This window comes from Janthinobacterium sp. GW822-FHT07H10 (assembly GCF_058798675.1).
Genome location: NZ_JBXAKS010000003.1, coordinates 480,541 through 493,981 on the forward strand (window position 1 = coordinate 480,541; position 13,441 = coordinate 493,981).

Annotated in this window: 13 protein-coding genes; 10 read left to right on the forward strand and 3 right to left on the reverse strand. The window is 63.6% G+C overall.

Annotated elements, in window-relative coordinates:
- Window positions 1–115: 115 nt before the first annotated feature.
- The 3 genes from chvE to mmsB all read left to right on the forward strand — a co-directional run bounded on the left by chvE (window position 116) and on the right by mmsB (window position 4,010).
- The gene (gene chvE / locus AC1RDJ_RS09945; RefSeq protein WP_442905943.1) at window positions 116–1,147 is read left to right on the forward strand and encodes a multiple monosaccharide ABC transporter substrate-binding protein; all 1,032 of its coding nucleotides are present in this window, start codon (window positions 116–118) and stop codon (window positions 1,145–1,147) included.
- A 111-nt stretch (window positions 1,148–1,258) separates the two neighbouring features.
- On the forward strand, window positions 1,259–2,800 hold the full coding sequence (gene mmsA, locus AC1RDJ_RS09950; protein WP_071325894.1) for a multiple monosaccharide ABC transporter ATP-binding protein: 1,542 nt from the start codon (window positions 1,259–1,261) through the stop codon (window positions 2,798–2,800).
- The gene (mmsB, locus tag AC1RDJ_RS09955; RefSeq protein ID WP_493027328.1) at window positions 2,790–4,010 is read left to right on the forward strand and encodes a multiple monosaccharide ABC transporter permease; all 1,221 of its coding nucleotides are present in this window, start codon (window positions 2,790–2,792) and stop codon (window positions 4,008–4,010) included. The genes mmsA and mmsB overlap by 11 nt, the downstream gene beginning before the upstream one ends.
- A 181-nt stretch (window positions 4,011–4,191) precedes the next feature.
- Here mmsB and AC1RDJ_RS09960 read toward each other — a convergent pair whose 3' ends face one another.
- The gene (locus AC1RDJ_RS09960) at window positions 4,192–5,826 is read right to left on the reverse strand and encodes an NAD(P)-binding protein (protein WP_493027329.1); all 1,635 of its coding nucleotides are present in this window, start codon (window positions 5,824–5,826) and stop codon (window positions 4,192–4,194) included.
- Window positions 5,826–7,337: a polyamine aminopropyltransferase gene (locus tag AC1RDJ_RS09965; RefSeq protein WP_493027330.1), complete on the reverse strand. Its 1,512-nt coding sequence runs from the start codon at window positions 7,335–7,337 to the stop codon at window positions 5,826–5,828. Before AC1RDJ_RS09965 ends, AC1RDJ_RS09960 begins: the two co-directional genes overlap by 1 nt.
- A gap of 109 nt (window positions 7,338–7,446) precedes the next feature.
- Between AC1RDJ_RS09965 and AC1RDJ_RS09970 the strand changes: the two genes are divergently transcribed.
- The 7 genes from AC1RDJ_RS09970 to rsgA all read left to right on the forward strand — a co-directional run bounded on the left by AC1RDJ_RS09970 (window position 7,447) and on the right by rsgA (window position 12,898).
- Window positions 7,447–7,833, forward strand: coding sequence for a DUF350 domain-containing protein (locus AC1RDJ_RS09970; protein ID WP_071325898.1), 387 nt, complete (start codon window positions 7,447–7,449; stop codon window positions 7,831–7,833).
- A gap of 32 nt (window positions 7,834–7,865) precedes the next feature.
- Window positions 7,866–8,906, forward strand: coding sequence for an SPFH domain-containing protein (locus tag AC1RDJ_RS09975; RefSeq protein WP_493027331.1), 1,041 nt, complete (start codon window positions 7,866–7,868; stop codon window positions 8,904–8,906).
- 10 nt (window positions 8,907–8,916) lie between these two features.
- On the forward strand, window positions 8,917–10,380 hold the full coding sequence (locus tag AC1RDJ_RS09980) for a DUF4178 domain-containing protein (RefSeq protein WP_493027332.1): 1,464 nt from the start codon (window positions 8,917–8,919) through the stop codon (window positions 10,378–10,380).
- Entirely contained in the window at window positions 10,377–10,568 is a 192-nt protein-coding gene (locus AC1RDJ_RS09985) for a hypothetical protein (RefSeq protein ID WP_071325901.1), read from the forward strand. The genes AC1RDJ_RS09980 and AC1RDJ_RS09985 overlap by 4 nt, the downstream gene beginning before the upstream one ends.
- A gap of 2 nt (window positions 10,569–10,570) precedes the next feature.
- Entirely contained in the window at window positions 10,571–10,942 is a 372-nt protein-coding gene (gene speD, locus AC1RDJ_RS09990) for an adenosylmethionine decarboxylase (RefSeq protein WP_493027333.1), read from the forward strand.
- A 63-nt stretch (window positions 10,943–11,005) separates the two neighbouring features.
- A complete protein-coding gene (locus AC1RDJ_RS09995; RefSeq protein WP_071325903.1) occupies window positions 11,006–11,560 on the forward strand; it encodes a hypothetical protein in 555 nt (184 codons plus the stop codon).
- A gap of 270 nt (window positions 11,561–11,830) precedes the next feature.
- Entirely contained in the window at window positions 11,831–12,898 is a 1,068-nt protein-coding gene (gene rsgA, locus AC1RDJ_RS10000) for a ribosome small subunit-dependent GTPase A (protein ID WP_493027334.1), read from the forward strand.
- 65 nt (window positions 12,899–12,963) lie between these two features.
- Here rsgA and AC1RDJ_RS10005 read toward each other — a convergent pair whose 3' ends face one another.
- Entirely contained in the window at window positions 12,964–13,383 is a 420-nt protein-coding gene (locus AC1RDJ_RS10005) for a F0F1 ATP synthase subunit epsilon (RefSeq protein WP_058050961.1), read from the reverse strand.
- Between the last annotated feature and the right edge of the window lie 58 nt (window positions 13,384–13,441).

Below are 13,441 nucleotides of genomic sequence, written 5' to 3' on the forward strand. Positions count from 1 at the left end.
CGCACGGAGCCGGCCCACACAGACCGCGACCCTGGCACCTTCAACTATCAAAGACGGTGGAGACCTGAAAATGAAAACAACAATGAAAATGCTGGCTGCGAGCCTGGTGCTGGCCATGTCCGGCATGGCAATCGTGCCGACGGCAAGTGCCGCCGACAAGGGCGCCATCGGCATTTCGATGCCGACCAAATCCTCGATGCGCTGGATCGCCGACGGCGACAACATGGTCAAGGTATTCAAGGAGCGCGGCTACAAGACCGACCTGCAGTTTGCCGACGACGATATCCCGAACCAGCTGGCGCAAGTGGAAAACATGATCACCAAGGGCGCCAAGGTGCTGGTGATCGCCGCCATCGACGGCACCACCCTGTCGAACGTGCTGCAAAAGGCGGCCGACAAGGGTATCAAGGTGATCTCGTATGACCGCCTGATCCGCGGCACGAAGAACATCGATTACTACGCCACCTTCGACAACTTCCAGGTCGGCGTGCTGCAGGCGGCCTACATCGAGAATGCGCTGGGCCTGAAACAGGGCAAGGGCCCGTTCAACATCGAACTGTTCGGCGGCTCGGCCGACGACAATAACGCGCATTTCTTCTACAACGGCGCGCTGTCGGTGCTCAAGCCGTATATCGACAGCGGCAAGCTGGTGGTGCGCTCGAAGCAGATGGGCATGGACAAGGTGGCGACCCTGCGCTGGGATGGCGCCGTGGCGCAGGCGCGCATGGATAACCTGCTCAGCGCCTATTACGGCAATGCGCGCGTCGATGCCGTGCTGTCGCCATATGACGGCTTGAGCATCGGCATCCTGTCGTCGCTGAAGGGCGTCGGCTACGGCACGCCGAAGCAGCCCTTCCCCGTCGTGACCGGCCAGGATGCCGAAATCCCGTCCGTCAAATCGATCATCCGCGGCGAACAATCCTCGACCGTGTTCAAGGATACGCGCGAGCTGGCCAAGGTGACGGCCAACATGGTCGACGCGATGATGAGCGGCAAGACGCCCACCGTCAACGATACCAAGACCTATAACAATGGCATCAAGGTGGTGCCATCGTTCCTGTTGAAACCGGTCACCGTCGACAAGGCGAACTGGAAGCAGGTACTGGTCACGGGCAGCGGCTACTACACCGAAGCGCAGGTGAAATAAGCGGTACCGCAGGCCTGGCGACGCCCGGCCTGTCGCTTCACGCACGATCCAGAACAAGACTGCCGCACCGCCGGCGCGCCAAGCAGTGCGCGGCCGTGCCAGAGAGGTAATATGACCAACACTATCCTGGAAATGCGCGGGATACGCAAAACGTTCCCGGGCGTCGTGGCACTCGACAATGTCAACCTGCGGGTGCGCAGCGGCGAGATCCATGCCATCGTGGGCGAAAACGGCGCCGGCAAATCCACCTTGATGAAGGTGCTGAGCGGAGTCTACGGCCATGGCAGCTACACGGGCGACATCGACTACCAGGGCCAGACCCGGCACTTTCGCGGCATCAAGGACAGCGAGGAAATCGGCATCATCATCATCCACCAGGAACTGGCGCTGGTGCCGCTGCTGTCGATCGCCGAGAATATCTTCCTCGGCAACGAGCCGGCAAAAATGGGCGTCATCGACTGGGAACATGCGCAAAGCCGCACGCGCGAACTGCTGCAGAAAGTCGGCCTGAAGGAGTCGCCCGACACCCTGATCACCAACCTGGGCGTGGGCAAGCAGCAGCTGATCGAAATCGCCAAGGCGCTGTGCAAGGACGTCAAGCTGCTGATCCTCGACGAGCCGACGGCCAGCCTGAACGAAAGCGACAGCGCGGCCCTGCTCGACCTGCTGCTGGACCTGAAAGCGCAGGGCATCGCGTCGATCCTGATCTCGCACAAGCTCAACGAGATTTCGCGCGTCGCCGACGCCATCACGGTGCTGCGCGACGGCAACACCGTCGACAGCTTCGACTGCCGCCTGGAACCCGTCAGCGAAGACCGCATCATCGAGAAAATGGTCGGGCGCGAGATGGCCGACCGCTACCCACCACGCACGCCCAGCATCGGCGACACCATTTTCGAAGTGCGCGACTGGCGCGTGTTCCATCCCGAGCACGCGGACCGCGCCGTCATCAAGGGCATCAACCTGCACGCCAAAAAGGGCGAGATCATCGGCATCGCCGGCTTGATGGGATCCGGGCGCACGGAGCTGGCGATGAGCATTTTCGGGCGCGCCTACGGCCAGCGCATCAGCGGCACGGTGCTCAAGAATGGCCAGGAAATCGACGTCAGCACCATCGGCAAGGCCATCGCGCACGGCCTCGCGTATGTCACGGAAGACCGCAAGGGCCTGGGCCTGATCCTCGAGGAAGACATCAAGAAAAACACCAGCCTGGCCAACCTGGACGCGGTGTCGACCCGCACGGTCATCGACGAGGCGCGCGAATTCGGCGTGGCCGACGATTTCCGCCGCAAGCTGAAGATCCGCTGTTCGAGCATCCTGCAAAAAGTGGTCAATCTGTCCGGCGGCAACCAGCAGAAAGTGGTGCTGGCGAAGTGGCTGTTTTCACGCCCCGACATCCTGATCCTCGATGAACCGAGCCGCGGCATCGACGTCGGCGCCAAATACGAGATCTACAGCATCATCAGCGAGCTGGCCGCCGAAGGCAAATGCATCATCATGATTTCCTCGGAAATGCCGGAATTGCTGGGCATGTGCGACCGGATATACGTCATGAACGAAGGCCGTTTCGCGGCCGAACTCAGCGCAGCAGAAGCGTCGCAGGAACGCATCATGCGCGCCATCGTCACACACGGAGAACACCATGGACAATAAACTGACAGCGGGACAGGCGGCGCCTGCCGCCGCTCCCGCAGCCGAGCAGCAGGCGAAAAGCTACGCCGGCTTTTTGAAGAACAACATGCGCGACTACGGCATGCTGCTCTCCCTGATCGCCATCATGGGCTTTTTCCAGTACATGACCGACGGCACCCTGATGCAGCCGCTGAACCTGACGAACCTGGTGCTGCAAAACAGCTATATCGTCATCATGGCGCTGGGCATGCTGATGGTCATCGTGGCCGGCCATATCGATTTGTCGGTCGGCTCCGTGGTCGGCTTCGTCGGCGCGCTGGCGGCCGTGCTGATCGTCAATTACCACATGAACTTTGTCGCCGCCAGCATCCTCTGCCTGCTGGCCGGCGCCGTCATCGGCGGCGCGCAAGGCTATTTTGTCGCCTTCTTCAAGATCCCTTCCTTCATCGTCACGCTGGCCGGCATGCTGGTGTTCAAGGGCCTGACCCTGGCACTGCTGGCGGGCCAGTCGGTCGGCCCCTTCCCGGAAGGCTTCCAGATGCTCAGCTCGGGCTTCCTGCCCGACCCGTTCGGCGGAGAAAACCTGCGTGGCTTTTCGCTGCTGCTGGGCGTGATCGCCGCCGCGGCGCTGATTGCCACCTCGCTGCGCAGCCGCGCCAAGCAGCTCCGGCACGGCATGGAAAACGAGCCGCGCGCCTTCTTCCTGCTGAAAAACGGTATCTTCGCCGCCGTGATGGTGTATTTCAGCTACCTGCTGGCGTCGTACCGCGGTTTCCCCAACGTGCTGGCCGTGATGTCGGTGCTCATCGTCGCCTACACTTTCATCACCAACCGCACGGTGCTGGGCCGCCGCGTCTACGCCGTCGGCGGCAACGAGAAGGCGGCGCGCCTGTCGGGCATCAAGACGGAACGCGTGAGCTTCTACACCTTCGTCAACATGGGCATGCTGGCCGCGCTGGCCGGCCTGATCTTCGCCGCGCGCCTGAATACGGCCACGCCGAAAGCGGGCACCGGTTTCGAGCTGGACGTCATCGCCGCCTGCTTCATCGGCGGCGCCTCCGCCTCGGGCGGCGTGGGCAAGGTGATGGGGGCCGTGATCGGCGCCTTCATCATGGGCGTGATGAACAATGGCATGTCCATCATGGGCATCGGCATCGACTACCAGCAGGTGATCAAGGGCCTGGTGCTGCTGGCGGCCGTCTTCATCGACGTCATCAACAAGAACAAGTAGACCGGTTCGAGCCTTAGGGGGCTCCGGCCGGCGCTTGCGCCGGCCTTTTTATATATAACGTCGGACAAAAGCGTAGCGAGCAGCGGCAAGTTGTGGCCTAGACGCGCAGCGGTGCTTTAGCATGGGGCCGCCGAAGCAGTGAGCATCGCAGGCCGCAAATTGCGATGCGCAGCAGCTTATGTCAGACGTTGGCGGCCAGGCGGGCCGCGCGGTCGCCCCACCATGCCGCTTCCTCGAACACGGAAAAGCCCGATAAATCGGCATGCGCGAACAGGATGGCACCCTCGTGCTCGCGCAGCGCCTTCAGGCCCGCATTGCTGCGAAAGCCGGGCAGCGGCGCCGCCATGGCGTGGCCGCGCACGGTGATGTCGACCCGTTCGACGCAGCTGGCAAAGTCGCGTCCATACGCCGTTTTCAGGTCGACGCTGGCCAGCGCCAGCAGTTCTTCGGGGCTGGCAGTGTCAAGCCACTTGCGGGCCGCCTGCGGCGTGCGGTCGGACAGGGCCACATAGGCGCTGAAGACGGTTTTCTCGGGCGGGCGCACGCGGATATCCTGGTGCGTGGAGACGACATAGCCAAGGCCCGGCTCCTGGTACACCACATTGTCCCAGCACAGGGGCGCGTGCGGCAGTTCGTCGGGAAAACGCTTGAGCAGGAAGTTCGCCACCAGCCACGGCGCATACGCGGGCGTATCGCGTTGCGCGTCAAAGCCATACTCGGCGATGTTGTTGACCACGCGGGCCGCCACATACAGTGGCATGGCACAGATGGCCTTGCGCGCCTTGACCAGGTAGGTGCGCGGCTGGCCGTCGACCAGTTCCAGGCACAGCGCTTCGACGCCCTGGTCCGTCGTCTGCACGGAGACCACCGTGCCGCTCTTGCGCCGCACGCCAGAGGCCTGCTCCATGGCCGTGGCCACGGGCTGCATGCCGCCCGGCCAGGTCAGCCAGGCGCCATTGCCGGCATTCGCCGCCTGGCCCCAGCGGCTGCAATAGTAATGCAGGCCGGCCCAGGCCGAGACCTGGTCGTAGCGCGTGCCGTAATCGTCGCGGCAGCAGTAATTCAGGTACCAGTGCAGGGTGGGCGAGGTATAGCCTTCGCGCTCCATCCACTGTTTCAAGGTGATGGTGTCGAGCGCCTGCCAGGCCGGATCCTGCGACGATTCCACGGTGGGAAAGACGAACACGCGCTTGCCGTCATTGCCGCGCACCTGGCGCAGGCGCCGCACCTCGGCAAAGAAGCGCTCGTGCTGCGCCAGTTCCTCGGCCGGCACGCCTTCGGTGGGAATGAAGCCGTCCTGCCAGTGGCCATTGAACAGCAGGCGCTCTTCCGGCGCATGCAGGATGTAGCGTTCGTCGTAGTACGGCTTTTCCGCCTGCGCATCGCGCTGGATAATCCCCAGGTCGTACAGGATTTCGCGCACATGCGTCGATTCGGGCGACGGCAACGGCAAATAGTGGCCGCCCGTGGGGTAGGCCAGGTCGCCGAAATGACCGCCGGCCGCGTTGCCATACGGCTGCGGCCCGTCGATCATGAGGAAATCCTGGTGCCCCAGCTTGTTCAGGCGCCACGCCGCCGTCAGGCCCGCGATGCCGGAGCCGAGGATGGCCACGTCGGTAGTGACGGTCTCGGTGGGCACCGGCAGCGCGCTGCGCTCGCGCAGCAGCTTGCGCAGATAGTGGCCCTCCTCGCGGCCCGGATACAGCACCCTGGGCGTGACTTCCTGCCAGCGCAGCCAGGCGCCAATGCTGCCGACGCCAGCGGCCGACGCCGTGGCGCCGGCGGCGGCCCACAGCAGGAAGGAGCGGCGCCGCATCAGCGGATCACCCGGTTCCAGTCCTGCTCGAATTCATGCACGAGCGACTGGGTGTTGAGGCGATTCGGCGCCATCGGCAGCGGCTGCATGTCGGGCGGGAAGATGAACATCTCGCGCGTGGTGTCCGCATTCAGGTAGCGCATCGGCAGGCGGTAGCTGGTCGGCAGCACGTAATCGAGCTGCGGCGAGGCGAGAATAAAGCCCCATTCGCCGAACGAGGGCACGTAGGCGTGGTAGGGCCAGGTGCGCATGCCTACTTCGCGCAGGGTGGAATTGATGGTCCAGTAGGCATGCGGAGCAAAGAACGGCGACGTCGATTGCACCACCATCAAGCCCTTGGCCGCCAGGTGCTTCTTCACCAGGTCGTAGAACGGCACGGAATACAGTTTACCGAGCGCGAAGCTGGACGGATCGGGGAAATCGACGATGGCCGCGTCGAACATATCCTGGTTGTTGCGCAGCCAGACGGCGGCATCCGCATTGACGACGGTGACGCGCTTGTCGGAGAACGAGCGATTATTCAGCTTGGCCAGTTCCGGGCGCGTGGTAAACGCGGCCGTCATGGCAGGATCGAGGTCCACCACGGTGACGTGTTCGATCTGTGGATAACGGAGGATTTCGCGCAGCGCCAGGCCGTCGCCGCCGCCCAGCACCAGCACGCGGCGCGCCCACGGCAACGCTTCCATCACCGGATGCACGAGCGCCTCATGGTAGCGGTATTCGTCGCGCGAGGAAAACTGCAGGTTGCCGTTGATGTACAGGCGCGTATCGTCCTTCCAGCGCGTGATCACCAGGCGCTGGTAGGGCGTGGTGGTGGAATACACGATCTGGTCGCCGAACAGCCCGTGTTCGCCCCAGGCCACCATGCGGTCCGACATGGCGAATCCGGCGACCAGCAGCAGCATCACGGCGCAGGCGCGCAGGAAGCGGCCCGTCAGGTTCTTCAGCTCCGCGCGGAACACGTAAATCGTCCACAAGCCCACGCCCACGTTGAGCATGCCGAACAAAAATCCCGTGCGCACCAGGCCCAGATAGGGCGACAGCACCAGCGGAAACAGCAAGGAGACGGCCAGCGCGCCCAGGTAATCGAAGGTCAGCACGCGGCTGACCAGTTCAGAAAACTCCGTCTGGCGCGAATTCAAGGCGCGCATCACCAGCGGCACTTCCATGCCAACCAGTGCGCCGATCAGGAACACCATCACATACAATAAGGTACGAAACGGCGCCGCCATCCATGAGAAGGTCATGAACAGGATTGCGGCCGACAGGCCGCCGATCAGCCCCACGGCCATCTCGATGTCGACGAAGCGCGAGAGCACGTCCTCGTCCTTCACATACTTGGAAAAGTGAGCACCCACACCCATGGCAAACAAGTAACAGCCGATGATGGTGGAAAACTGCAGAATGGAGTCGCCGAGCAGGTAGCTGGACATGGCGCCGGCGATCAGCTCATAGGCGAGGCCGCAGGAGGCGACCACGAAGACGGACAAAATCAGAATCTTTTTGTTCATGGGGCTTTTTTTGTTCTAATATGCTTTGACGTTATTAACTTGCTCATGCGTTGCTCGCCTCGGCCTTGATCTGCCGTGGCCGCAACGCGCGGCCACCACGAGGAATGCCGTGCCCGACATCCTAAACTATCTGATCCATCTTTTACTGGCCGCCGCGCTGCTGATTGTATTTTTTGTCATCTACACGCGCGTCACGCCGTATAACGAAGTGCTGCTGATCCGCCAGGGCAACCAGGCGGCGGCCCTGTCGCTGGGCGGCGCCATGCTGGGCTTTTCCGCCACCATCGCCTCGTCGCTGATGCACACGGCCGACTACCAGCAGTTCTTCGCCTGGGCTTTCGGCGCCATGGTGGTGCAATTGCTGGCCTATGTGGTCACCACGCGGCTGCTGCGCATGTCGAAGGATCAGATCGAATCGAACAACAGCGCCTTTGGCGGCCTGCTGGCGGCCATTTCCCTGTCGATCGGCGCCATCAACGCCGCCTGTATTTCCTGACACCGGCTTCAACTTATTCAAGGACATCCATCATGAGCCTCGGCAGCTTTATCAAGAAGCAGTTTATCGACGTACTGCAGTGGAACGAAGAAACGGAGGGCGTGCTGGCCTGGCGCTTCCCGATGCAGGATTTCGAGATCCAGAACGGCGCCATCCTGAATGTGCGCGAATCGCAGGTAGCCGTCTTCGTCAATGAAGGCAAGATCGCCGACGTCTTCGGCCCCGGCACGCACAAGCTGACGACGCAGACCTTGCCGCTGCTGACCAACCTGAAAAACTGGGACAAGCTGTTCGATTCGCCGTTCAAGTCGGACGTGTATTACTTCAGCACCCGCGTGCAGACGGGCCGCAAGTGGGGCACGCCGCAGCCGATCACCATCCGCGACAAGGATTTCGACATGATCCGCGTGCGCGCCTTCGGCATGTACTCGTACCGCATCGCCGACGCGCGCACCTTCTTCACGGAAATCAGCGGCACGCGCGAGGTCTACACGCGCGACGAAGTGGAAGACCAATTGCGCGGCATCCTGATGTCGAGCATGGCCAGTTCGCTGGGCGGCGCCAATGTGCCCTTCCTCGACATGGCGGCCAACCAGGCGCTGATGGCGCAGGAAGTCAAGGATGGCCTGGCGCAGGCGTTTTCCCGCTATGGCGTGGGCCTCGACGAATTCAACGTGGCCAGCATCAGCCTGCCCGAGGAATTGCAGGCGGCGCTCGACGAGCGCATCTCGGCCGGCATGAAGGGCGGCCTGGGCGCCGACAAGATGAGCGGCTATACCAAGTTCCAGGTGGCGAACGCAATCCCGCTGGCGGCGCAGAACGAAGGCGGCATGGCCGGCATCGGCGCCGGTCTCGGCGCCGGGCTGTCGATCGGCCAGGTGATGGCGCAAAGCATGGGCGGCGCGCTGCAGCAGCCGGCCCCTACACCGGCTCCGGCGGCGCCACCCGCGCCCGCGGAAGAACCGATCGAGGCGCGCCTGGAAAAACTCAAGGGCCTGCTCGACAAGGGACTGATTTCGCCGGCCGACTACGACGGCGCCAAGGCTGAACTGCTGAAAAAACTGATCGGCTAAGCGCGACTGCATGCAAACTGTTTCCTGTCCCAGCTGCGGCGCGGAAGTCCATTTCCGCTCGCACGCTTCCGTGCTCGCCGTGTGCGAGTACTGCCACAGCACCATCCTGAAGGACGCCGACGCGGTCAAGGACCTGGGCAAGATGTCGGCCGTCCTCGAAGACTACTCGCCGATCCAGATCGGCACGGCCGGCGTGCACGATGGCCTGCATTTCACCATCGTCGGGCGCATCCAGCAGCGCTACAGCGCCGGCACGTGGAATGAATGGTATGTGCTGTTCGACGACGCCAGCACGGCCTGGCTGGGCGACTCGTCCGGCCTGTACACCTTGACGCGCGAACGCCGCACGCAGGAAGCCCTGCCTGCCTTTGCCGAGCTGGCGCCAGGCAGGCGCTACACGATCTGCGGCGAGCCCTATACGGCGGCCGAGATGCGCAACGCCGAGTGCATCGCCGGCCAGGGCGAGCTGCCGTTCAAGGTGGGCGCCGGCTGGCGCATCCAGGTGGCCGATTTCCGCAACTATGGCAGCTTCGTCACCCTCGACTACACGGATGGCCCGCAGCCGGTGGTCTACATGGGCGTCGCCGTCACCCTGGAAGGCTTGCAGTGCCAGCTGCTGCGCGATGACGACGCCATCGCCAAAAGCGCCGGCAAATACCGCGGCAAGCTCGATGCGCTCGATTGCCCGTCCTGCGGCAGCGGCATCCGCTACGTCCCTGGCGCGGCGGCGCAGCTGGTGTGCCCCGCCTGCCACGCACGGCTCGACGCCAGCGGTCCGGAAGCGCAGGTGCTGGCCATCGGCAGGCAGGTGCACGACAACGTCGACATCACGCTGGAGCTGGGCGCCAGCGCGAAGATCAACAATATCGACTTCACGGTCATCGGCATGATGCGCCGCGCCGACGACGAAGGCAGCGAGTGGAATGAGTACCTGCTGTACGGCGCACGCGCCGGCTTCTTCTGGCTGGTGGAGACCGATGACGGCTGGTCGCGTTCGCACGTGCTGCCGAACTGGCCCACCTGGGCCTCCCTGGATGCGGAACAATGCACGCTCGATGGCGCCACGTATGCGAAACTGTACGACTATGGCTCGCAAGTGGTGTATGCGGCCGGCGCCTTCAACTGGAGGGTGGCCGTCGGCGACAGCACGCATGTGTTTGAATTCGAACAGGGGCAGACAAAGCTGGCGGCGGAAGTCACCGGCGAGGAAATGACCTGGTCGCGCTCCGCGCCCGTCGCCTATGACCAGATGGCAGCCTGGTTCGGCGCCGCCTTCCATGGCGGCAGCAAGGTGCAAAATACCAAGCTCAGCCACCGCGGCATCGCCAAGATCTTCATCATCATCATCCTGGTCCTGAATGCGATTCCCCTGTTCGTCTCGTTTTCCAGCACCTTGATGTGGAGCTTGCTGGCTTGCCTGGCGCTGTTCCTGCCAGCCGCTTTCCTCGACAAGAATACAAAGAATCCCCCATGAGCAAATACGTGATTTATGCCTTGATGGTGACGTTTTCCGTCACGGCCACCAACTGGGTGCGCATGTTCACGCTGGCCGGCAGCGGCATGCGCAGCACCGGCACACACAGCGGCAGCAGCTGGAGCTCGCGCACGGGCAGCGGCGGCGGCAGCTATGGCGGCGGCTCGAGCGGCGGCAGCCACAAATAAGCATGGCAGAGACACCGCATCTGCCCCTGGGCACCCATCTGCTGGCCGACCTGGCAGGCATTTCCGCTGACCGCCTGCGCGACTGCGACGCGCTCGAACGCCTGCTGCGGCAAGCGGCCGTCACGGCCGGCGCGCAGGTGCTGCACAGCCATTTCCACAGCTTTGGCGCGGGCCAGGGCGTCACGGGCGTGGTGCTGCTGGCCGAATCGCACATTTCGCTGCATACCTGGCCCGAAGTCGGCTTTGCCGCCGTGGACATCTTCATGTGCGGCGCGGCCCGGCCGCAACTGGCGCTCGACGTCGTCAAGGAGGCGCTGCAAGCGGCGCAGTGCCAGCTGCAGTCCGTGCGCCGCGCGCCACCGGGCCAGGCCTAGGCTCGCTGGTGCATCGCGTGGGGATCGCTTACACTGTCGGCTGATCCTCCAACCGTGACTCCCATGCGCCGTTCCGCCTTCCTTGCCCTGCCACTGCTGCTGCTGGTCTCCGCCTGCAACGATTACACGGCGCCCAGCCTGTACCAGGCCACCACGCCCGAATGCAAGACGTGGACGGAAGGTTCGCGCTTCGAACTGCCACGCGGTATCAGCGTGTATGCCACGCCCCCCGTCACGCTGAAGGAAGGCGGCACGGAACTGGCGCTGATCTTCACCTTGCCCGTCGGCACCCAGGCCAGCTTCACGCGCCTGTCCTTCCTGCTGGAAGAGCCGCACCAGCCGCCGTTCGCCGAGGCGAAGGTGCTGACCATCTACCAGCGCGGCATGAACCAGAAGGCAGAAATCGTCGACGTCATCGAAAAACTGCCCATCATGTTTTCCGCCGTCGGCAACAGCAAGGAAACCCAGTGGCGGCTGCGCTTGCAGCTGCCGCGCCAGCTGCCGCAGCGCTTTGATTTATCGATGCCCGACATGCTCGTCGGCGGCAAGCGCTACCCGGTGCGCACGTTTACCTACCGCTATTTCCCCGAACGCCAGGCCTACGGCATGTGCAGCTGATGTTGACGCCGGCGCGCGCCGCTGGCACACTGGCGTTTTCCATCACACAACAGGAGTAGACACCATGCGCCATTCGGATACTGCCGTGCTGTCGGCTGCCTGATCACGATCGTTCCAGTCTGCAGTCATACTGCACTGACGCCGTTTTACCCCTGCGCGTGATCGCGTAGCCGACTTCCCTCTTCTTTCGTGCCAGTCACTGACTGGCGGTGCCTGCACGCGCAGGCGATACGTCCGCACGCGGACGACAGAATACGGAATCACGCTACCATGATCGCACTCGATTTTGCGCAACTACGCCCCATCGGACTGCAGCAGGCCATCGCCAGCGCAGCCGCCCAACTCGACACCCTCCCTCCCAGCACGCAGCTGATGCGCGTGAGCGCCGTGCACCGCGACAGCCTCCTCGTGCACGATGGCTTGCAGGAAAACCCGGCGCAGATCCTGCCGCGCCTGCTACATGATCTGCAGGCACAAGACACCATCGTCGCCGTCGGCGACTGGGTCGCCGCCGAACACGATGCGCACGGCATGCTGTGGATAACTGCGCGCTTATCCCCGCTCACGCAGATCGCCCGGCGCGGCAATGACGGCCGGCGCCAGCTATTGGCCTGCAATGTCGATACGGCCCTGCTGGTGATGGGACTGGACGCGGACTTCAACCCGCGCCGCCTGGAGCGCTATCTGGCCATCGTGCTGGCGGCCCAGGTCACGCCCGTGGTGGTGCTGAGCAAGGCCGACGTGGCCGACGACGTGGCGGGCAAGCTGGCCCTGCTCAAGCAGCGCCTGCCATCCCACGTGCCCCTGTTTGCCGTCGACACGCGCCATGCGTACGACGTGGCCATCCTGGAACCCTGGCTGGACCCGGGCCAGACCCTGGTGCTGCTCGGTTCATCGGGCGCCGGCAAGTCCAGCCTGACCAATACCCTGTGCATGGCGGAACAGGCAACCAGCGGCGTGCGCCATGGCGATGGCCGCGGCCGCCATACGACGACGGTCCGTTCCCTGCACCTGTGCGCCGGCGGCGCCTGCATCATCGATACGCCGGGCCTGCGCAGCTGGCAGGCCGACGCCGATGCGCAGACCCTGGCCGCCACCTTCGACGACATCGCGGCGCTGGCGGCAACATGCCAGTTCCGCGACTGCCGTCACGACCGCGAACCCGGTTGCGCCGTGCGCGGCGCCGTCGACGCGGACCGCCTGCGCAATTATCACAAGCTGCTGCGCGACGCGCACCGTAGCGAAGAGACACCGCTCGAGCGCATCGCCGCGCGCGCCAAGTGGAAGACGATATTGAAGGCGGGACAGGAAAGGAGCAGACAAAAGCGCCAGGAATGATCGTCAAGAAAAGGGCATAAAAAAAGGCAGCCCGGAGGCTGCCTTTCTTGCGCGGCGCAGATCGATTAAATCTTGCGCAGCTTCTGGATCGCTGCCAGCTGCGCAATCGCGCTGGCCAGCTCGGCTTGCGCTTGCGCGTAGTCGATGCCCGAATCCTTGTTGTGGATATTTTCTTCCGCCAACTTCTTCGCTTCCAGCGCTTTCGCTTCGTCGAGGTCGTGACCGCGGATCGCGGTATCGGCCAGGACGGTCACGGTATCCGGTTGCACTTCCAGCAGGCCGCCGGCAACGAAGACGAACTCTTCTTCAGCCTGGCCGACTACCTTGATGCGGACCGCGCCCGGACGGATGCGGGTAATCAAAGGCGTGTGGCGTGGGTAGATACCCAGCTCGCCCTGTTCACCCGGCAACGCGACGAATTCTGCTTCGCCTGAAAAAATCAGTTCTTCAGCGGAAACCACGTCAACGTGAATTGTGTGTGCCATGTGTGTCCTATCGGGTTGAAGAACCCCGCCGTGTAACGGGCGGGGTTAGGCCCAGACT